Genomic DNA, 22,179 nt, shown 5'->3' on the forward strand with positions numbered 1-22,179 from the left:
AGGATGCCCCTTTCTATCTGATTCCCATAAAGGGCGATTTTTTTATTGATTTTTTTTGCGGCACTATTGTCTTCTGAAAGAGCCGAAGCTATGCCTGTTGGAATCTATTAAAATCCTGCTCTCTTTGACGCTTAATAAAATGGGAGGCAGTACTCCACCAAGGAGTACCGCCTTTTCCCTTTATTGCTATAGATCAGTTTCCGCTGTGGTTCGCTTCGATCTGCTGTTCAATAGTCTTCACAGCATTATCAAGCGCTTTTTTGGATTCTGATTTACCGGTAATGATTGTTTCTACCGCTTTTTTCATAGGATCCCAAACTTCAGCCATTTCCGGTACACTTGGCATTGGAACAGCATACTGTGACTGCGCCATTACTGCTGCAGCACCTTCGTTATTCTTAACGAACTCAGGATCTTCCATCAATGATTTCAATGGCGGGATCTCGCCAGTCAGCTCAAAACGCTTCTTGGCATTTTCTTCGTTTGTAATGAACTCAACGAATTTCTGGGCCCATTCCTGGTTTTTGCTGAAGTTAGTAACAAACCATCCTTTAACACCCATGAATGTCTTGACAGGCTCGCCATTTGGAAGCTTCGGCAGAGCGGCTACACCATAATCGATGCCTGCATCTTTATAATCCTGGAACGCCCATGGGCCGTTTTGGACTGCAATGGCTTTTCCTTCTTTAAAGAGGCCGTTCATATTATCGTTTGATTTTTCTCCGATGATTCCTTTAGGGAATAATCCTTCTGCGTACCACTTTTTGATATAATCTGCTGCTTCTACAGAAGCATCGTTATTCAGGCCGATATCAGTCACGTCCACTTTGCTGTCTTTCTCGCCGAATACATATCCACCGAACCCGGAGAATACGCCGTGTGCATGATAGAAGTCATCCCAGATTGCAAGGAATCCGTAGTTTCCGTCTTTTGTTACTTCCTGAGATTTAGTATAGAGATCTTCCAGGTTTTCCGGAACTTCAGGAAGCAATGCTTTGTTGTAAATGAAAACCGGTGTTTCAGTAGCTTTCGGAAGTCCGTAAAGCTTGCCTTCATATTTCAGGGCTTCTACTGAAGAGCTTGTAAATTGGTCAAGGATCTCGTCGCTTACTTCAAGTTCCTTAATATACCCTTTTACCATCGCAGGGCCAGTGCCGTCATGAGACATTGTGATAACATCCGGCGCATTGGCTGTGTTGCCATCCAGGGCAAGGTTTTCCTGCATCTTTGTTATATTCAATTCTTTGAATTCAATTTTGATGCCGTGTTCTGCTTCAAACTTGTCTGCCGCATCTTTAAGAGCGACTCCTTTATCTGTATCTTCCCAGACAATCAGCTTTTCAGGTTTGTCTGAGCCGCCTTCTGTTTTTTCTCCTGCAGTGCCTGTTTCTTCATCTTTAGGACCGCAAGCAGCCAGCACTCCAAAAACCAGGACAATCATCATAAATAATGATAAAGCCTTCTTCATTTTGACCCCTCCAAAGAAATTATATTTTTCTAGTACAACCGTTTGCACAAATCGCTGCATAAAAGGCAACTGAAAGCGTTATCAGGCCATTCAAAAAAAATAACCGCTGATGACCTTCGGGACAGCCGCCTGTGAAAACGATTGCACAAACTTTAACTTTATTATACTTGCTATTTTCATTTTGACAACCCCCTTTTTTAACATTATCGCTAAAAAGTTTATATCTGATATAAGAGCTCCAGCTTGAATGAAAGCCTGTTCTTTGATAAATTTTAAAAAAGTCAACTTGCGATGCAATCGATTGCACAAGAGAGGGGAAAATTTATGCTGGAAAGGTCGTCAATATTTCACCAGCCTGCTGACAGCTTTGCGTATGCCTATAGCGAAAACATACTCCATATCAGGCTGAAAGCCAAGAAAGGCAATATCGAGGAAGCTGAACTTATTTACGGAGACCAATATGAATGGAATGAAGATGGCTGGGTAAGCCGCCGGATCCCGATGAAAAAAACGGGATCAGACCAATTATTTGATTACTGGCTGGCTGAGCCCGAGCCAGAGTTTAAAAGGACAAGATACGGCTTTTGCCTGAAGTCAGGAGACGAGCAGGCCGTTTATACAGAAAAAGGCTTTTTTGACTCCCTTCCTGAAGATCCCGGCAGCCTCTTCTGCTTCCCGTACCTGCACGCAAGCGAGGTTTTCAGGGCTCCGGAATGGGTGAAGGATACGGTATGGTACCAGATTTTTCCTGAAAGATTCGCTAATGGTGATGAATCTTTAAATCCGCCGGATACAAAGCCGTGGAGAAGCGAGGAGCCCAAACCTGATAATTTCTTTGGCGGTGATTTCCAGGGAATCATTGACCATATAGATTATCTTGCCGGACTGGGTATTACCGGGATTTACTTCACACCCATATTCAAGGCATACTCCAATCATAAATATGATACAATAGATTATTATGAAATCGATCCCCAGTTCGGAGATAAGGAAACTTTCCGCGAACTTGTGAAGATTTGCCATGACAAAGGAATCAAAGTTATGCTCGATGCTGTCTTTAATCACAGCGGATATCAATTCCCCCCCTTCCAGGATCTTCTGGAGAACCAGGGGGATTCCCAATATAAAGATTGGTTCCATGCTGGAGAATTTCCGCTGGAAGGCGGAGAACGTCCAAACTATTCCACCTTTGCGTTTGTCGAGTCCATGCCAAAGCTCAATACGCAAAATCCGGAAACAAAGGAATACCTCCTGGAGGTCGGGCGCTATTGGGTCCGGGAATTCGATATCGATGGCTGGCGACTGGATGTTGCCAATGAAATCGATCATCAGTTCTGGCGCGAATTCCGTGCTGAAGTGAAGAGCATCAAACCGGATCTTTATATCCTCGGGGAAATCTGGCATGATAGCATGCCTTGGCTCAGGGGCGACCAGTTCGATGCTGTAATGAATTACCCATTCCTGACAAATGTTCATAATCTGTTTGCTAAAGAAGCAATCAGCCCCCGCCAATTTGCGGAGAATATGGTCTCTGTTATCCATATGTATCCTGATAATGTTAACGAGGCTGCTTTCAACCTGGCTGGAAGCCATGATACCCCGAGGGTTCTGACGGAGTGCGGGGGTTCGCTTGAAAAGGCAAAGCTGATATTCACATTTATGATGACCTATATCGGAACCCCTTGCATTTATTATGGAGATGAAGTGGGACTTTCCGGCGGCATGGACCCGGGATGCCGGGAATGCATGCCATGGGATGAAGAAGAATACAGTATGGAAATGTACGAACATACAAAGAAGCTTATCCAATTGCGCAAATCAGAGCCCCTGCTGGCAAATGAGGGAGTTCTGGAATTTCTTGAGCTTCCTGAGGAGAGTACAGTTGCTGCATTTGCCAGAAGTTCGGGTAACAGGAAGATTGTCATCCTCTTGAATGCTTCAAGTGAAGAAGCATCATTCTCCCTCCCTTTTCCTTTAAAAGGGAAAAAAATCACCGATCTGCTGACAGAGGAAGAATATGCGGCTGAAGCAGATTCCCTGTCTGCCGTATTGGAAGGCTACGGGGCTGCCATATTGTCCTTTGAGCTATAAAATTTCAAACCAACATTTATAAGGCTGGCACTTCTGCCAGCCCTTTCTTTGCGCATAATGACTTCCCGGGGGAGGCACTCTTTTATCTCAAAGAATCACACCGCATTGTTTAGGAGATATGTAAAATGAAACAACCGAAAAAGAACTTAACTTTATTTGCCCTCACCTGGCCTATTTTCATTGAAATACTGCTTCATATGCTGATGGGGAATGCTGATACGCTTATGCTGTCCCAGTATTCCGATAACTCTGTTGCTGCTGTAGGGGTTTCAAACCAAATTCTGTCACTCATCATCGTGATGTTTGGATTTGTAGCAACAGGCACCTCCATCCTGGTTGCCCAGAACCTGGGTGCAAAACAGCTTGGGAAAGCCGGTGAAATATCGGTGGTGTCCCTTGGGACCAACCTTTGCTTCGGCATACTGCTCAGTGCCGTCCTGATTATTTTTGGCAAGCCTTTGCTGAAGCTGATGGATCTTCCCTCGGAACTGATGGATGAAGCAAACGTTTATCTTGTAATCGTCGGCGGCTTTTCCTTTGTCCAGGCACTCATCATGACCATTGGGGCCGTCATCAGAAGCTACGGATTTACAAGAGATGTTATGTATATAACCATCGGGATGAATATACTGAATGTCATCGGAAATTACCTTTTCATCTTCGGACCTTTTGGAATTCCTGTACTGGGCGTAGAGGGCGTGGCCATTTCTACTGCAGTCAGCAGAACGATCGGCCTTGCTGCTTCCATCCTGGTCCTGATTAAGCGTACGGAAGGAGAACTGCCCTTCAGGCTCCTTTTCCGCTTCCCGAAGGAACATCTGCGGAACCTCCTGCAAATCGGCATCCCTTCTGCTGGCGAACAGCTGTCTTATAACGCCTCTCAGATGGTCATCACCTATTTTGTTGCAATGATTGGGACAGAAGCTTTGACGGCAAAGGTTTATGCCCAGAATCTGATGATGTTCATTTTTCTATTCAGCCTCGCCATCAGCCAGGGAACCCAGATTATGATCGGGCACATGATCGGGGCAAGAGAATTTGCATCAGCCTATCAAAGGTGCATCAGAAGCTTGAAGCTCGCAATTGCGATTTCAGTGGGAGCAGCTGTCGTTTTCACCTTTTTCTCAGACTCATTGCTGGGAATCTTTACGGACAATCAGGATATCATCAAAGTTGGAAGCACGCTGATTCTTTTGACCATCATCCTTGAACCCGGCCGTTCCTTCAATCTGGTCGTCATCAGCTCGCTAAGGGCGGCTGGCGATGTAAAGTTCCCTGTCTATATGGGCATCCTGTCCATGTGGGGTGTGTCTGTCACCATTTCTTATATCGCCGGGATCCATTTTGGACTCGGGCTTATTGGGGTATGGATCGCCTTCATTGCAGATGAATGGCTGAGGGGCATCCTTATGCTTTGGCGTTGGCGCTCCAAAGTATGGATGGAAAAATCGTTCATCGGCAGGGCCGGCAAGGAGGAAGAAGCTGCCGGCTAAAGAGACAGCAAGGCCTGGCGGCAGCCAGGCCTTTCTTATATTGTAGCGAGGAGCCTTGCTTTTTCTTCCTTCGTCACATAATTTCTTGCTCCAAATGAGTTATATCCGTTCTTCCGGATTTTATTAAGGATGGCCCTGTAAAGGACGGCAGCACCCTTGACTGGTGTCCTGGAAGAAGGAGGATACAAGTGGATCGTTTCCAGCGCTTCTTCATAATATTGCTCGGCGATTTTCGCCAGCTCCTCGAACAGACCGAAAAAAGCGGCATTCAGCTGGCCTGACTGCAGTTCTTCCTCCTTATATCCGTGCTTCTCCATCAATGCTGCAGGAAGATAAACCCGATCTCTTTTGAGGTCATCGCCAATATCGCGAAGTATATTGGTAATCTGCATAGCCTGCCCCAGCTTAATGGCGCCATGCTTCAGCTGTCCCGCATTTTCAGGCGCAAGGACAGGAAGCAGCATCAGGCCGACCGTACTCGCCACATGATAGGAATAGTGAAGAAGTTCATCGACAGTATAATATCTTGATTTGTATAAATCCATCTTCTGTCCTTCAATCATTTCAAAGAAAGGAGTGCTGTCCATGTCAAAGCTGACAAACACATCTCTGAGCGCCGTCCACAGCATAACATCTTGATGGGGCAGCCCGCCTTCGAGGAATACGGCAAATTCTTTTTCAAAAGCAGCCACCTCCTCCTCTGGACACGATCCTTCATCCATAATATCATCAACCCTGCGGCAAAAAGCATAAATGGCCCAGACAGCCCTTTTTTTCTCAGGCGGCAGGAAAGAAAAAGCCCGGTGAAATGTGGCTGAATTCTTTTTAATGACCTCTTCACAATATTGATAGGCCGCTGCAGCTTTATCCAACGATCGACACTCCTTCCGTTTGTGAATTCTTCTTATGCTCATGCTTTATATGGTCAGCCAGCATTTTTGCTCCCTGGAGGACAATAGGAATCCCCCCGCCAGGATGGACGCTCGCACCGACCGCATAGATGTTCTTTTCCTTGAAAGGCTTCAGTTGAGGGCGGAAGATACCTGACTGGAACAGGGAAGGAGCTATCCCAAAGCTTCCTCCTCCATACAGTCCCTCGCGGAGAGCATCCTCAGGAGTCCTGATCTTCATCCATTCTATATGTTCCCGCAGACCGGGGAAGCTATCCTTTTCAATCCGGCTGATGATCCTGTCAACATACTCATCCTTGCTGCTCCAGTCGATATGTTCTCCTGATGGAGCGGGTATGAGTACATAAAGGACGCTTTTCCCTTCAGGGGCAAGGGAATCATCGATCGCTGAAGGATAGAATGTATAATAAGAGGGATCATCCGGAAGCTGCTGCTGTTTGAAGATCTCCTCCATGCTTTTATTGAAATCACGGCCGATGAAAAACTGGTGGACCATCGCTTCTTCATAAACCTTCCCGATCCCGAAATATAGAAGCAGGCAGCCGGAGGAGGCTTTATAATTCTTCCTGCGGTCCAGCAGCTCTTTTTCCGCTACAGGAAAATCTCCGTTGAGGATAAAGGAGTCGTATTTTTCTTCCTGTCCATTGACGATGGCTCCCTTGGCCTCCCTGCCATCAGTGAGCAGCTTTTCAACACGGCTCCCAAGGCGGATTTCTATTCCCTTCTTCTTAAGCAGTTCTTCAAGCTTTCCAATCAGGCTGGCATAACCCCCTTTCACATAAAAAATGCCATGCTTGTGCTCACTATAAGACACAAGACTGTAGATGGCAGGGGTGCTCAGCGGATTGCCCCCGATATATAAAGTCTGCAGGGCATAGGCAATCCTCAGTCTTTCATCCTTGAAATAAGATGAAAGCTGTTTATCGACACTTTTGTGGGCGTTCATTCTCGCTAAAGAGGAAAGTGTCTCTTTATTCCAGAAGTCTCCCTTCTCCAAAAAAGGGCGTTCAAGAAACTGAGGCCTGCCCGTATGGAAACGATAGTCCATATCCTTCATAAACCTTTGAAACCCCGCGAGGCTTTCAGGGAATTTCCGGTTTATTTCCCGTTCCTGCTCGCCTATGTCAGCATGCTTGGTATAATCGGTTCCGTCCGGAAAAGTAATTTTATAGAGCGGATCCAGCCTTATCATTTCATACTGATCCCTCCCAAGCCCTGCTTCTGCCAGGATACTTTCAATCATATCAGGAAGCAGGACGATTGTTGGCCCCTGATCGATCCGGAAGCCGTCTTCCTCCATAAATGCAAGCCTTCCTCCAAGCTTATTTTCCTTTTCTAAGATGACGACTTCATGGCCATCGTCTGCCAGCAGCAGTGCAGATGTCATACCGCCGATCCCTCCGCCGATAACCGCCGTTTTCATAATGCTTCCTCCAGTCCCGGCAAGCTGCGGCCATCTTGTTCCGGCAATTCCAGCCCGTCCTTTTCCAGTATCATTTTTGCCGTAATCCTCGCCGACTCCAATATGGTCGGCAGCCCGCTCCCAGGGTGGGTCCCTCCGCCGACCAGCCATGTATTCCCCGCTTCCTCAAATCGGTTATGCGGCCTCAGCACCATCATTTGTGAAAGCTGATGCCCAAGATTAAAAGTCGCGCCTTTATAGACATGCAGATCTTCTTCCCAATTTTTAGGACTGATGATTTTTTCAAATTCTATATGATCCCTTAAGCCTTTAAAGCCGGTCTTCCTTTCTACAATATCCAGAACAAGATTCCTGAACTCTTCCTGCCTGCTGTCCCATTCAACGCCGCTGAAGTTATTCGGAACAGGTGCAAGGATATAAAGTGCTGATTTCCCTTCCGGCGCCAGTGTCGGATCTGTGGCAGATGGATTCTGGATATAGATGGAAGGGTCTCCGGACAAGCTGAGTGTTTTCGTAATTTCTTCTACATTCCTTTTGTAATCCCCGGCAAAGCAGATGGTGTGGTGCGGGAGGTCATACTGCTTATCGAGCCCGAGGTAAATCATGAACGTTGAACAGGAATATTTCTTTTTTTCGAGTTTGCGGGTTTTATATTTTTTCAGGCTTCCCTCATTCAGGATCGTGCTCATCGCTTTGGCAAAATCGGCATTGATGATGACTTCATCAGCAGGTACCTTCTCACCTGATTCCAGGATGATGCCCCTGCTGTCACGGCCTTCCATCCAAAGGCTCTTCACGCCCTTGCCGAGATGGATCCTGCCCCCGTGCTCCATGGTGACTTTTGCCATCGCTTCGGGCAGCTGGTTCAAGCCTCCGATCGGATGGTAGATCCCATACTCATGCTCCATAAAGGAAAGGATCGAAAAAGCGCCAGGGCATTCCCAGGGAGACATCCCGAGATATTTAGATTGGAAAGTAAAGGCGAGCCGAAGCGTTTCACTGTCAAAATAACGGGAAAGCACATCATACAGGCTCTTTCCAAGAGAAAGCTCAGGCAGCGCTTTAATGACCTTCCAGCTTAAATAATGCCGGTACCTGTCCATCCGTGATTGCAGGATGGGCATCAATGCTGACATTTTCCTTTCTGTATCTTCCATGAAACGGATATAGCCGCCGCCATTCCCGGGGAACTTTTCTTCTATCCTGCGGACCATTTCATTCCGGTCGCTTGTCATATGAATTCCGGCATCCTCAAAGATTAGTTCATACATCTCTTTTAATTCCTTAAGCTGCAGATAATCAGAGAGTCTTCTGCCGCTTGCTGCGAAAAGCTCTTCAGCAATATGGGGCATACTGAGAAAAGTAGGCCCGATGTCAAAAGTAAAACCGTTCTTTTTTATGCTCCCTGTCCTGCCCCCCAGATATGACTGCTTCTCATAGACATCCACCTCATATCCGCGGCTGGATAAGAGCATGGATGCAGCGAGCCCCCCGGGTCCGGCCCCGATGATTACGATTTTTTTAGCCATCTTCTGGCCTCCTTTTATATTCCGATATTATACAATAGTTATACAAACATTATACAGAGATACTTTGAAACTGGCAATCTTTAAGGTATCTGGTCTCTTCGGATACAAAGAAAAGAACCTGCAAAAAGCAGGCTCCAGGGTCAATCAGCAATATTAATGTTGTATTCTTTAAACCATATTTCCATCTGGACAAGATGGGCAAGAAGCTGGGGCCCTGTCATCAGCTGGCCGAACCATGGCTCCTGGAAGGAATTCCCCTCTGTTTCGGTTATGTTCTTCAACTGTTCTGCATCAAAGAATTCATACAGGGCAGAGCTTCTGTCTGCCAGAATTCCGGAGAGCATGCCTTTTACAGCTTTCGTATACTCAGGATTATGTGTTTTCGGATACGGGCTCTTTTTGCGGTATAAAACCTCATCTGGAAGGATCCCTTCAAGAGCCTTGCGCAGGATTCCTTTTTCCCGGCCGCCGAGCATCTTCATCTCCCATGGGATATTCCATGCATATTCGACCAGCCTGTGGTCAGCAAACGGGACCCTTACCTCAAGGCTCGCTCCCATGCTCATCCTGTCTTTGCGGTCCAGCAGCGTCGTCATGAACCAGATCTTATTGAGGTAGAAAAGCTCCCTCCTTCTTGCCTCCTGAGCGGTTTCCCCTTCAAGCACAGGCGTCTCAGCAACGGTTTCCCTGTATTTGCTGTGCATATATTCTTCAAGCTGGAGCTTCTCCCTCCAATGCGGCTTCAGCAATTGCTGCCTTTCCTGAATCGAACGCATCCATGGAAAGCCGCTGCGGTTCAAATCATCCTCTCGGTGAAACCATGGGTAGCCCCCGAATATCTCATCAGCGCATTCACCTGAAAGGCTTACGGTAAAGTCATGTTTGATTTCTTTACAAAACCACAGCAGCGAAGAATCGACATCTGCCATCCCCGGCAGATCCCTCACAAGGACGGCTTCCCTCAGATGTTCTGCCAGCTCGCCCTGAGAGATGATGCTTGCGTGATGTATGGTCTGGAATTCTTCGGTCATCTTCCTGATAAAAGCTCCGTCAGAGTTAGGCTGGAATTCATTTGCCTTGAAATGCTTATCATTATCTTCATAATCAATGGAATAGGTGTGCAGCGGCCCTTTTCCCTCTTTTTCATAGGCACGGGAAGCAACCGCCGTAATGGCACTCGAATCCACTCCGCCAGACAGGAAGGTGCATAACGGCACATCTGACACGAGCTGCCTTGTGACGGCATCTGTAAATAAATGCCTCACCTTTTCAGCTGTTTCCTCCAGATTGTCCGTATGCTCCGCACTTTTCACATTCCAATAGCGCCAGATTTTTTGCCCTTCCCTTGATAATGCCAGCGCATGGGCTGGCCTAAGCTCTTTTATTCCTCTAAAGACTCCGCTGCCAGGGGAACGGGACGGCCCGAGGCCAAATACTTCAGCCAGCCCTTCACGGTCAATCTCAGTACGCACTTCCGGATGGGCCAGGATCGCTTTAAGCTCAGAGCCGAAAATGATCCCCTTTGCAGTTTCTTTATAAAAAAGCGGTTTAACGCCAAGGCGGTCTCTTGCAATGAACAGGCGATTTTCCTCCTCGTCCCATACCGCGAAGGCAAATATCCCATTCAAGTGGTCCAGGCAATTTTCTTTCCATTCTATATAAGCTGTCAGCAGAACTTCTGTATCAGAATGAGTGCTGAAAGAATATCCTTTTATAAGGAGTTCTTTTCGGATATCTTCTGTATTATAAAGCTCGCCATTATAGCATATTGTATAAACGCTGCCTTTTGCCTGCCTGGACATCGGCTGTCTGCCGCCGGCAGGATCGACGACGGAAAGACGTTTATGGCCAAATCCCGCGTGGATATCGGTCCATACATTTGTATCGTCCGGCCCGCGCTTTGCCAGTGTTTCCGCCATTTTCCCGACTGCTGCAGCCTCTTTTCGCAAATCTCTGCTAAAATCAATCCAGCCCGTTATTCCACACATTCTTCATCATCCTTTCGTCAGCGGAAATCAGGTTTCATCCTTTTGCATGATGACATTGTATGCAGGGCCTAGGAAATGGTTAATTGTCCCGTATGGATGATTATTCAAAAATAATAATGTCAGAAAATCTGACCATCTTATTGATTTAGGCAGAGATACAGAACCACTTAGTAGAAAGTTAGGTTTGCCGCACTACGCTTGCCTCTTTTTCCATGAACTCCTATCATTATTTCTGCCCTTTGAAGGCTCCATGAACATTCTTAAGGATCCAATGTAAATATATAAACTATTCAAGTATACCGATTGGCTATTTTTTTACCTGTGATCTTAACATTCACCAGGACTCCTGCCAGTACGAGAGCCAGCGATTTTCATTCTTTGGGAGAGCTTAGCGGTTATAAATTCCTGACTTTATGTCTAAAAAGGATGTTGAAGGAATCATATGGAGGTACAAGATGAACAGACAGCAGCGAACCAAACTCTATGAGTTCCAAACCCGGGCATTCATGCTTGGCACAGTCGAATGCATCAACGAGCAGTGGGTTTTTTTCGATGAAGAAACAGAAGAAGCCTCAATATTGGATGAATTCCTCCATCAGGAAATAGAAGTATTGCGGTATAAGCGGTGGAAAAAAGGTGTCTTATTTGAAAATGGGCGAATCGGACTTGCGGATGAAGTGATTTCACTGAAAAACCAGGACAGCATCCGGATGAAAAAACACCTCACCTTCTCTCTCGAAAGATTGCTGGATGAAGTGAATGATGATGCCTTTTATCAATTTGTCACCACCTTGAATTCACTTCAATTCTCCATCTTCGACTGCATTTACTGCTATAACCACTTGAACTTCCTGAATGACAGCGAGCGGAAAAACGGAGTCAACTTCATTGTTTTTGATAACCAGGAATGCATTTGCAATGTCCAGCACCATTTCTGCTATTACGAAAAAAAGAGCGACCGGTTCGAATTCACACTCAACACAGGAAAAAGACTCGTTATTGAAAAGATTACTCCTTGATAGAAATAAAGGCATGGATTTGAATAATCCATGCCTCTTCTATCTTCTCTTCCCTCATACATGTCTCTTCTCAATCAGCCTTATCCCAAGCCCCATGAGGATTACGCCCATCAATAGGAGAAGCGCTACTGGATAAAGCATATCCAGTATTGAGTTGCCGGACACTACAGCTCCCTTCATCATCTCCATTCCATAAGTAATAGGTATGAAGCGCGAAATGCCGATAAGCAGCTCCGAGCTGACAATTTCAATCGGCCAGTACGCCCCGCCGAGCATGGCAAAGCTGACGCTGATCAAAGGAATGATGCTGTTGAACTGGCTCATTGTTTTTACGAGCCCCGTCAGGAAAATGGAAAGCGCGACAATGGAAAACAGATACGGAATCACAGCGATCAGCACCGTCCCGAACCTTCCATTAAAATCGATACCTGCACCAAATTTAAAGACAAGAAACACAAAAATGATTTGGATGTACCCAACTAAAAAGCTCCAAAGCAGATTCGCCAGGTACATTTCCGCTTTAGATGTCGGTGATAAGATGAACCGGTCCCACAGTCCGGACTGCTTATCCCGCAGGATCTCGGCAACAGTAAAAGCCACCGTATAAATGGAAAAGAATAAAGTAAAGCCGAATAAAGACTGCAGCGGCTGGCTGTATTCAGCAGCATCTTTCTGATTGAAAGAGGATAGGACAAGCTGAAAGGCCGGTTCTTTTTCCGCCTCCTGAAAGACCTTTTCAGCCGCACCCGGATCGTCAGCAAGCTGGACAATCTGCTGTTCCTGCACTGATTTCATATAATAGCGTCCGATATACTGATTCAGCAGCTGCAGATTTTGCGAAGCCCCCGCATGGTAAATGACATAGGAATCCTGGCCAAGCTCCAAGGCAGCCTCCGCGTTTCCTTCAGCCACTTTCTTCTTTGCTTCGTCTTCAGTCTGCAGGACGAACGAGAAAGTATCTCCTTTGTTCAACTCTTCTATGATTTCCTCATTGCTTCCATCTGCCGAAGAATACATCGGAATCTCTATTTTCACAAATGCGGACTGCCCGGTAAGATAGGCAAACGCCATGCAGATGATCGTAGAGGCAATTAAAGCACCAGGATTCCTCAATGTAAGGAGGACCTTCCCCCATAGCATTCCAATCATGCCGCCTCCCCCTTTCTAGGCTGCATCAGCAGTGCAGCGAACAGCAGTATGGCAGAAAATACAGCAAGGGACCAGAGCTGGCCGGCCGTTTCTCCAAGCGGATAGCCCTGAAGGATTTTCATGTAAGCTGATATTCCCGCTCCCCCGGGTGAATAAGACCCAAGACTTTCAAAAATGCCGCCCAGCTGGGAAACAGGAAAAAAGCTGCCTCCCACAAAAGCAAATACAGGGACAAGAAAATTTCCAAACACGCGGCCGGCCCTTTCTGAACTGCTTCGATAGTTTACTGCAGAAAGCAGGCTGGCAAAACTTCCAATCATGATGGAAATGACGCCTGTGATGATCAGATAGTCGATGATATCAGGATAAGACACATCAAAAATGAGTGCCGACAGGCCGAAAAGAATATTCAGCTGCAAAAAACAAACGATGGCCGCAGCAGAAAAGATGCCTGAAAAGAAAATAGAATTGGGAACATCCGCAAGAAGTATCCTGTTATACAGATGTTCTTCCTTCTGGGTATAAGCAAAGCTGGCTGCCGTGGTTGCCACGTAGAAGACAAACATCATACTCATTCCAATGGCATAATAGCTGACAGAGCTGACATCCTTTACTTTGCTGACAGATTCAATTGCGCCAAGTTCATCGATGCCAGCCTCCTTGATATCACCCGCTGAAATCCCAAGCTTCTGGATCCCCTGCCATAAGGAAATCTGCTCCTGGAAATTGGCCAGGAAATCACGTATTACCCCTGCCCTGAGTGCATCTGAATCATTCAGCTGCAATTCAAGCTCCGGAAGGTCACCTTCCTTCAACAGGCTGTGCCGGTAATAATCTGTGGTAAAGCCTGCCGGAATCGTCAGCATCGCGCTGTATTCCTCCTGGCGCTCTGAATCCAGCTCTTCTGAAATATAATCCACGCCGATGCTCCGGCTGAATTCTTCATCGCCGAAAACTTCCTCAATCAATATGGCGGCAGGGTTGAACATTTTCACTGCATTTACAGCTTCTTCCTTCGCTTCATCGGGCATAGGGAATTTCTTTATCATGTCGGCAGCTTCTGCGGCACCAGCTTCATAATCATCCTGGACCCATACTGCAAGCTTGATATCAAGATCCGGGATTTCATCGCTATTCAGCGCTCCGAGCGCATTCCCCAGGATGCAGATCAATACAAACGGCATCAGGAGAAGGATGATCAGTTCACGCGGCTTGCGCCAAAAAAGCAGGAGATCCTTTTTGATTATTTGAAAAAGCATATCCTTCCCCCCTAATCCCTGAGCTGCCGTCCGGTCAGATGCAGGAATACATCTTCAAGGGTAGGCAGTTCTATATTGACAGCTGTTACAATTGTGCCGGTTTGCTCAGCTGAACGGAAGATGTCCTTCAGCAGATGAACCTGTTTAGGAACGATGATGGTCGCAGTCTGCTCTTGTACAGACAGCTGCCTGATTGCGGCATGGTCCTCCAGCAGGCGGATGAATTCCCCTCTCATCAGGTCAACCTTTATATTGATTGCCTGTTCAGCAGAGAGGATGCTTTTTATTTCATCCTTTGTCCCGGAAGCGATGATTTCCCCATGGTCCATGATGTAGATCCTGTCGCACAGATATTCCACCTCTTCCATGTAATGGCTCGTATACAGGACAGTCATATTCTTTTCCCTGTTGAGCCGCTTTACAGTATCAAGAATATAATTCCTGGACTGGGGATCGATGCCTACGGTAGGTTCATCCATAATGACCAATTCTGGTTCATGCAGTAGCGCAGCACCGATATTCAGGCGCCGTTTCATGCCTCCTGAAAATGTTTTTACCAAATCCTTTTCCCGGTCCTCAAGGCCGATCATTTCCAGTACTTCTTCTGTTTTTTGTTTTAGCCTCTGTTTGGGCAAACGGTGGATCCTCCCAAAGAATTCAAGGTTCTCCCTTGCCGTCAGTTCATTATAAAGAGCAATTTCCTGCGGGACGACCCCGAGGATATTCCTTAGTCCGGACGGCTTCTGGAGGATGCTTTCATTTTTGACCCTTACATCCCCGCTCGTTGGCGATGTAAGGGATGAAATCATCGATATGGTTGTTGATTTGCCCGCCCCATTCGGGCCAAGGAGCCCTACAGTTTCTCCTTTTTCCAGATATAAATTCACGCCATTCACTGCGGTTTTATTCTTAAATTTCTTTATAAGCTCTACAGCCTCCAGCATTCCATCTCCCCCTTATTACCTTCAATATACAGCTTCAATGGAAAGCCGCACTACTGTCTTCCGTCATTAAAACCAGACTCCCGATGTGACCTCCGTCACTTTTCAAGGAGATTTCCGATAAACAGGCATGGAAAAGGGGCTATCCCTATAGCCCCTGATTTTTTTCGCAATATATTGCAGAATGAGGCAAACTAGAGACTGGCCCGCCATCCCTGTCCATACTTGTTTTTAAAAACATCGGCCAATCTTAGAGAATATCATTCTTGACTGCAAAAATCGCAAGCTGTGTCCGGTCCCGCAGATCCAGCTTCTGCAGAATCTGGGTCAAATGATTTTTTACTGTTCCCACTGACAGATACAGCTCATTTGCTATTTCCTTATTAGTTTTTCCATGCCCGATTAGCCTGGCAATATCACGTTCCCTGGGAGTAAGCGGAACTTCTGCCTCTTCGTGGCATGAATGGTCCAGAAGCTTCGGCATAACTTTAGCCGCAACCTGTTCGTGGATGCTGATGCCGCCTTCCAGGCAGCTCCTGATTGCTTGCAGCAGGCGGGGTCCGTCAGAGGTTTTCAGCAAAAACCCATTTGTTCCCTCCCTTAAAGTCTGCAGTGCATAATCTTCGTCATTGAAAGTAGTCAAAATCAGTATCTTTACGGCTGGCCACCTTTTTTTGATCATCCTGGTCGCTTCTATGCCATTCATGACGGGCATTTGGATGTCCATCAGGATAATGTCAGCTCCATGGGATTCCATCTTTTCTATCGCTTCCTGGCCGTTTTCCGCTTCACCGGCTACAGAAAAGGCACCATCCTGTTCAATGATCATCCTCAGCCCCTGCCTGACAATCACTTGATCTTCAACTATTAATATCCTATTCAATTTTTATCCCCCTTTACAGGAATGGACCCCATGATGACAAACTGGCTGCCATCACAATAGATCTGGACAGTGCCTCCTGCCCCATGGACCCTTTCCCTGATGCTTTTAAGGCCAAAGCTTTCGTGAATGGGGCCTGGGCTATGAAAGGCATTCCTGATTTCAAAGGATACCCCCCCAACAGAGGAGACACCCAGAATGACATCAACTTCTCTAGATTCGCTGTATTTAAGGCAGTTCGTCAAAGCCTCCTGAATGATCCGATATAAAGCTATGCTATGTATATTAGAAAGGACCAGGCTTAAGACCCCTTGCTTTGTTGTAAAACGGATCCGCAGGCTGCTTTCGCTCTCCAGCTTCCTCACCAGCTGGATGATGGCAGGGATTCCTTCAATCGCCTCTGATTTAAGGGCCCGTACTGCCCGCCTTGTTTCCTCCAGGCATTCCTCCACTGTATGCTTCATTCTGGCAATGCTGGTGTTATGCTCCTTAAGCAGCATGCTCTGCATTTCCATTCCCAGCGCTGTCAGCTTATGTCCGACAGAATCATGGATATCACGTGCAATTCTTGTCCTTTCTTCTGCCTTTGCTGCCCCTTCATTCTTAAGAGCCACCCGTTTGGCCTTCCGGTATTCTTCAAGCACCTGATCATAAAGCTCCCTTAGCTCCTCAAGTCTGCAGCGCGCCGAATTCAGCCCGATGCAGGCGGCATATCCCACGCCCAGTGCGGCAATGGCCAGCGTGACCGCTATGACGGAAGGCCTGAGGAAAATCATGGTGAAGGCCGCCAGTAAGGCTGTTCCGCCCAGAAGGCTGTAAAAAGCGGCCGGCCGGATCGACTGGGCTGCTTCGTACAAGTAAAAAATCGCGGCCAACAGCAGAAAAGGCCATGCAGACCTATCCAAGTAAATGGCAATCAGAGGGAGATTGAGCATCATCAAGGAATAAAGGATGAGCTTCCTTTCAGTGACTGCAAGCAGGAAATAAGCTGCGAAAGATAAGGAACAGCTGAAAAGATAAATGGGGCGGGCTGTGTTTTCAATGAAAAAGAACAGACCGGCCCAAATAGCCGCCATAATCAGGAATCGTATATAAAAAGGTATCATCCGGTCCTCCTTCAAACTCAAGTACTACAGCCTGGACGGCCGATCAGACAGCAGCACCATGTCCAAAAAGTTTTCAAAACCCGTCAGGATTTTTTCCGGCTGCTTCCTCATTTTCTCGCTTTTTTATAGCTTCGAGCACTTCTTTCTGGGACAAAACCGGATGGCTGCTATACTTTCCGAATGCCTGGACAGCATAAGTGATTACAATCAGCACAACAATAAGAATGATCAAGATCCATGCTCCTGACATACTTCTCCCCCCTATACGGATCCAGTTCTTTGAATAATCTAGGACAGATTCAAAGCAGCTTTTTTGCCAAGCTCTTCTTCAAACTGTTCAGCGCCAAGCGGCCTGTGTATAAAGAACCCCTGGGCAAAATGGCATTTCAAGTCCTTCAGCAGGCGCATTTGCTCTGCGGTCTCCACTCCCTCGGCAACCACCTTGACATGCAGGCCTAGCCCCATGGTGATGATTGCATTCACAATGGCAATATCAGGCGAGCCGGATCGAAGATTATCTATGAAAGATCGGTCAATCTTCAATGCATCTATAGGCAAATGCTTCAAATAGCTCAAAGAGGAATAGCCAGTCCCGAAATCGTCAATGGCAACCCTTATGCCGTTCCTCTGAAGCTCCTGTATCACAAGGATGCTGTTCTCCATATTCCGGAGCATTGAGCTTTCTGTCAGCTCCAGAACCAGAAACTGCGGTTCAAGCATTGTTTCCTTCAATACCTGAAGGACCTTATGCACAAAACCCGGCTGCTGGAACTGATGTACAGAAACATTAACAGACACAGTTAAGCTCCCGAGCCCCTTATTATGCCATTCTTTCGTCTGTCTGCAGGCGGTCTGCAGCACCCAATGGCCTATTTCATTAATCAGGCCGGTTTCTTCAGCCAGCGGGATAAAATCACCCGGAGATACCAGTCCAAGCTTCGGATGATTCCAGCGGATCAGCGCCTCGCTCCCATATATGGCACCAGTTTCGAGATTGGTCAGGGGCTGATAGCAGAGAAAGAACTCTTTCTTCTGCAGGGCTTTTCTCAGATAGCTCTCCAGTTCCAGCTTAAGCAGCGTCTGCTCATTCATCTCCGTCGAATAGTATGTAAGCCTGTTTCCCCCCTGATGTTTTGAACGGTTCATGGCAATATCGGCATTTTTCATCAATGTTTCTTTTTCATGTCCATCACCGGGATAGAGGCTGGCACCTATGCTCCCGGTTATAAAGAATTCCTGCTCCCCGTAATAGACTGGGGAGGAAATTGCCTGCAGAATATGATTGGACAGCTTCGTGACGCGGGAGGAGTCCGCCTCCTTCGCAAGGATAAGCGTAAATTTATCTCCGCTGAACCGGCCGAAAAAGGATCCGGGAGGGAGGATTGCTTCAATCCTTCCGGCTATCTGCCTGAGTATCTGGTCGCCGGCATAATGTCCCAGGCTGTCATTAATCAGTTTAAAGCGGTCTATATCCATAAAAAGAACAGCAAGCGGGCGCTTCTTCTTCTTTGCCTTCTGCAGCAGATCATCAAGTTCTTCCATGAACTTCAGGCGGTTTGGCAGCCCAGTATCTTTATCATAATAAGCAAGCTGGGTCATTTCCTGTTCAATTCTCTTCTGCTCGGTGATATTCCTTCCGATGCAGTATATGCCTGCAGGCTCACCCTCCACAGTAATTGGGATATTCTTCAGTTCATAAAGATTCCTGGCCCCATTTTTTGATTGTATCTCGAGGTTATAATACTGCTCTTTACCATTCACCGTCCGGTAGAAATGCCTCCTGACCCTGGCCACATCCCGGCTGTCGATGAACCTGAGCGCCGGTTTCCCGATCACCTCTTTTTCATTGAACCCGAAGTTGCGCTTAAAGGCTGGATTAATGCTTGTAAAATTGCCCTGCATATCTGTCGAATAGACAAAATCGGCGTTGTTGTCAAAAAGGGACCGGTAATATTGCTCCGAAACACTTAAACTATTATTCAGCATCTTTATATCATCCTTGGAAGCATGCATCAGATGGGTCAAAGCAGAGAGGGTACGGAAATGCTTAGGTTTGGCATATTCACCAAACCCTTTGCGGACCTTCGTCACATGCTGCACTCCTTCTCTGATGGAAAGGTATGTGAAGGCATGTCCCACCATCTTCGGAGGACCATCTTCCTTTGCGGCAATTTCTCCATATGTAAAAAGTCCTGATACAGGAGCAATTTCCTGTAACCACGACAGCTCCTTATGAGTAAAATCAAGGAGGAATCCTTTTCTTGCAAGGCATGCATAGACAAAAAAGGCTTCAGCAGGCTTCCTCGCCAAATTTCGCAGATCTTTAACAGATGCCTCGATAATTTCATCAATATTCTGATAAGCAAATGCAAGCTTTTGTCCTTCTTTTACAGGGCGATTTACTTCAACTGCCCCATTTCCCAAAACTTTTGTTATAAAAATGGAGGCCTTTTCTTCATCCCCCTCCAGCAGAAAGGGAAATTCAATCCCTGATGCCGGCAGGCCCCTGACGAGCTCTTCCCCAAGATATTGATTCAGAATCTGCAGCGGTTTCTTATCATCAATGCTAAAAATCTGATTATGCCGGGCTTTTGTGACTTTAAAGCTTTTGCCGATTTCCTGCCACTTGTAATTGCTGCCCGCTTCAACGATAAGCCCTTCGTTCTGGAGCACAGCCGCGGAGACTCCCCTCCCTGACGTTTCTCCGCCGGCAAAGATAACAGTTTCATCCATATTCCTGTGATTCCCTGCCGCTCCTCCTGCAACTGCTATATCAGGACGGATATCATATACACCATCAAGGACTGCCTGCATATCAAGGTCAAATCCAGCCGAAAAGAGGATCAAGGCTTTGGCATCATATGAGGCAAGCGCCGAGGCAATGCTTTTGCCCATTTCAAATGGATTCCTGTAATCCCCGCTTTTAAACAGTCCTGTTTTCACCTGGGTTTCCTTGAATAATGAGAAAGTGATGACCGTCTCTCCTTCAAGCATTTTCCCATTGTATATCTCACCCGCAGAAGTACAGCCGATCATGGCTGCAGAAGGCAGATGTTCCTTCATTGTTTCCTGTATCTCATAAATATCCCTGCAGTCTTCTGCACCTGAGAATACCTGCACAAGGACATTAGGATATTCACCGATTGCGTTTTCCTGTATATATTGAATCAGCCTGCTTTTATGTATATATCTACAGCTTAAAGTTAATATCATGATCTCCACCACAATTATGTTATTTTATCTATATGATAAAAATACCATATTTACCGTTAGATAACATTGCTATTATAGAAATATTGTATGAATAGATGTTTTCGCAGCATGTTAGAAGAGGAGCCGGAAGAGGAAAATACGGCAGGAGCGGTCTATACAGACCCAAACAAAAAAACTGCCGGAGCAGTTTTTTTGTTCTGTGCTTTTTATGCAAAAGGATGGAATCCAAGCGGCAGCCTCAGTCCGAGGTAGATAACCAGAATGGCAGCCACAACGAACTGGACCCATAGGATGGAAGTTTTCTTTCCTTTTGTAGTGCGGATGATGATCATTTCAATCATGGCAATCACCCATAAGCCAAGAAGTGCCTTCAGTACATACAGAAGATCGATATTGATCCCCGAAGTCAGCATCCAAATGCCCGTACCGATGATCAGCAGGTAAAAGAGCCTTAAGATCATCTGAACGACCTTTACACCTTTTGCTTTGCCGCTGTTATGCATTCCAAGCGCTGCGAAAAATAAGACAAGTGCTACAACCCAGGTAAAAATATGAGCGTGTGTCATTCACCAGGCCTCCTATTAAAAATTCGTTTAAATCATACCATATCTGCATGGAAAAGCCTAAGATAAACACAGCGCTTTAAAGAGCCGGCCATGATTTTGTGACATTTGTGTTAAAAAAATCATATTTTCCAGCTTAACCCTCTATCCTGTTGCGGAGCGTCCCTATTTTTTCCACGGTAACTTCCATTACATCTCCGGGGTTGAGAAAGCGCGGAGGCTTGAATCCCTTCCCTACCCCTGCGGGTGTGCCAGTAGCAATGATATCTCCCGGCTCAAGGGTCATTCCCTTTGATAGCTCGGAAATGATGACTTCAATTGGAAAAATGAAGTTTTCCGTATTGGAGCTTTGCCTTACCTCCCCATTGATCTTTGTCTCAATATCCAGCCTGCCTGGGTTTTCAATGGCAGATTTATGGACAATCCATGGACCCATCGGACAGGTGGAATCAAGGCTTTTTCCAATAAAAAATTGCTTATGTTTTGCCTGAAGATCCCTGGCCGTTACATCATTGATGATCGTGTAGCCGAAAACATGGCTGAGGGCTTCTTCCTCACTGATGCCCCGCCCAGCCTTGCCGATCACAACAGCCAGCTCGCCTTCATAATCCAGCTGCTCCGTCACTCCCGCATGCGAAAGCACTTCCTCTTCCGGACCCGAAACAGATGTCGGCGCCTTTGTGAAAACCATGATATGCTCAGGTATATCATCCTTGCTTCCCATTTCAATGGCATGCTCAGCATAGTTTTTCCCCACGCATAATATGTTTTTGACGGGCTTCGGAATTGGGGCCAGCAGCTTCACTGATTCAAGCGGAAGCAGAAGCTCCTTCCCTGCTTCATTGCCTTTGGCCCAATTCAGGAGCTCACTTGCTTTATGTACAAATTCTTCCCCCATGGAGACTGCCTCCAGGAGCGACTCTGGGATTTCCTTTTTCCCGCTCCTTCTTTTTTCTGCCTTAGCGAGGGGAAGAATCAGATCAGTCCCTTCTTCCAGGACCCCGATAAAAACACCGCTTCCATCCTCAGCAGTTGCAAACCTCATCGTCATCACCTCTATCTCTTTTATATTTCTAGTATAATACAAATTTTCTGAAAGCGCCTTGATGGGAAACTGCGGACAGAAAGAGACCTGCAGGGCTTTCC

General features: G+C 46.6%; 17 protein-coding genes. 3 read left to right on the forward strand and 14 right to left on the reverse strand.

From position 1 onward, the window contains the following. Positions 1-193: 193 nt before the first annotated feature. A complete protein-coding gene (locus RBB45_RS06795) occupies positions 194-1,468 on the reverse strand; it encodes an extracellular solute-binding protein (protein ID WP_022543601.1) in 1,275 nt (424 codons plus the stop codon). 327 nt (positions 1,469-1,795) lie between these two features. On the opposite strand from RBB45_RS06795, the gene RBB45_RS06800 reads away from it, so the two are divergent. Continuing rightward, positions 1,796-3,559 carry an alpha-glycosidase gene (locus RBB45_RS06800; protein ID WP_035402737.1) on the forward strand — a complete coding sequence of 588 codons (1,764 nt, stop codon included), beginning with the start codon at positions 1,796-1,798 and terminating at the stop codon, positions 3,557-3,559. 125 nt (positions 3,560-3,684) lie between these two features. Further along, a complete protein-coding gene (locus RBB45_RS06805) occupies positions 3,685-5,052 on the forward strand; it encodes an MATE family efflux transporter (RefSeq protein WP_094768263.1) in 1,368 nt (455 codons plus the stop codon). A 35-nt stretch (positions 5,053-5,087) separates the two neighbouring features. Here RBB45_RS06805 and RBB45_RS06810 read toward each other — a convergent pair whose 3' ends face one another. The 4 genes from RBB45_RS06810 to asnB form a co-directional block, all read right to left on the reverse strand. Beyond that, a complete protein-coding gene (locus RBB45_RS06810) occupies positions 5,088-5,924 on the reverse strand; it encodes a phytoene/squalene synthase family protein (protein ID WP_224950014.1) in 837 nt (278 codons plus the stop codon). Beyond that, positions 5,917-7,386: a phytoene desaturase family protein gene (locus RBB45_RS06815; protein WP_224950252.1), complete on the reverse strand. Its 1,470-nt coding sequence runs from the start codon at positions 7,384-7,386 to the stop codon at positions 5,917-5,919. The genes RBB45_RS06810 and RBB45_RS06815 overlap by 8 nt, the downstream gene beginning before the upstream one ends. Then, entirely contained in the window at positions 7,383-8,915 is a 1,533-nt protein-coding gene (locus RBB45_RS06820; protein ID WP_224950012.1) for a phytoene desaturase family protein, read from the reverse strand. Before RBB45_RS06820 ends, RBB45_RS06815 begins: the two co-directional genes overlap by 4 nt. A gap of 140 nt (positions 8,916-9,055) precedes the next feature. Beyond that, complete coding sequence (asnB, locus tag RBB45_RS06825) at positions 9,056-10,903, reverse strand: asparagine synthase (glutamine-hydrolyzing) (RefSeq protein ID WP_306009300.1); 1,848 nt, start codon at positions 10,901-10,903, stop codon at positions 9,056-9,058. A 455-nt stretch (positions 10,904-11,358) separates the two neighbouring features. On the opposite strand from asnB, the gene RBB45_RS06830 reads away from it, so the two are divergent. Further along, positions 11,359-11,922 carry a DUF2777 domain-containing protein gene (locus tag RBB45_RS06830; protein ID WP_306009301.1) on the forward strand — a complete coding sequence of 188 codons (564 nt, stop codon included), beginning with the start codon at positions 11,359-11,361 and terminating at the stop codon, positions 11,920-11,922. Between the two features lie 54 nt (positions 11,923-11,976). On the opposite strand, the gene RBB45_RS06835 is transcribed toward RBB45_RS06830, so the two are convergent. The 9 genes from RBB45_RS06835 to RBB45_RS06875 form a co-directional block, all read right to left on the reverse strand. After that, positions 11,977-13,071 (reverse strand): ABC transporter permease, encoded by a 1,095-nt coding sequence (locus RBB45_RS06835; protein ID WP_306009302.1) that lies wholly within the window; start codon positions 13,069-13,071, stop codon positions 11,977-11,979. Further along, positions 13,068-14,330, reverse strand: coding sequence for an ABC transporter permease (locus RBB45_RS06840; RefSeq protein ID WP_306009303.1), 1,263 nt, complete (start codon positions 14,328-14,330; stop codon positions 13,068-13,070). Before RBB45_RS06840 ends, RBB45_RS06835 begins: the two co-directional genes overlap by 4 nt. 11 nt (positions 14,331-14,341) lie before the next feature. Beyond that, positions 14,342-15,274, reverse strand: a complete 933-nt coding sequence (locus RBB45_RS06845) for an ABC transporter ATP-binding protein (RefSeq protein ID WP_009794033.1) — start codon at positions 15,272-15,274, stop codon at positions 14,342-14,344. A gap of 247 nt (positions 15,275-15,521) precedes the next feature. After that, on the reverse strand, positions 15,522-16,154 hold the full coding sequence (locus RBB45_RS06850) for a response regulator (RefSeq protein ID WP_306009304.1): 633 nt from the start codon (positions 16,152-16,154) through the stop codon (positions 15,522-15,524). Then, on the reverse strand, positions 16,151-17,257 hold the full coding sequence (locus RBB45_RS06855; RefSeq protein WP_306009305.1) for a sensor histidine kinase: 1,107 nt from the start codon (positions 17,255-17,257) through the stop codon (positions 16,151-16,153). Before RBB45_RS06855 ends, RBB45_RS06850 begins: the two co-directional genes overlap by 4 nt. Positions 17,258-17,330: 73 nt before the next feature. Beyond that, a complete protein-coding gene (locus RBB45_RS06860) occupies positions 17,331-17,507 on the reverse strand; it encodes a hypothetical protein (protein ID WP_009794030.1) in 177 nt (58 codons plus the stop codon). A gap of 38 nt (positions 17,508-17,545) precedes the next feature. Then, positions 17,546-20,470, reverse strand: coding sequence for a bifunctional diguanylate cyclase/phosphodiesterase (locus RBB45_RS06865; RefSeq protein ID WP_306009306.1), 2,925 nt, complete (start codon positions 20,468-20,470; stop codon positions 17,546-17,548). Positions 20,471-20,676: 206 nt separating this feature from the next. Then, entirely contained in the window at positions 20,677-21,036 is a 360-nt protein-coding gene (locus RBB45_RS06870) for a YisL family protein (protein ID WP_009794028.1), read from the reverse strand. 133 nt (positions 21,037-21,169) lie between these two features. Next, entirely contained in the window at positions 21,170-22,078 is a 909-nt protein-coding gene (locus tag RBB45_RS06875; protein ID WP_306009307.1) for a fumarylacetoacetate hydrolase family protein, read from the reverse strand. Positions 22,079-22,179 lie beyond the last annotated feature (101 nt).

The sequence above is a fragment of the Bacillus sp. MMSF_3328 genome, assembly GCF_030733525.1.
Lineage (GTDB): Bacteria > Bacillota > Bacilli > Bacillales > Cytobacillaceae > Bacillus_AB > Bacillus_AB infantis.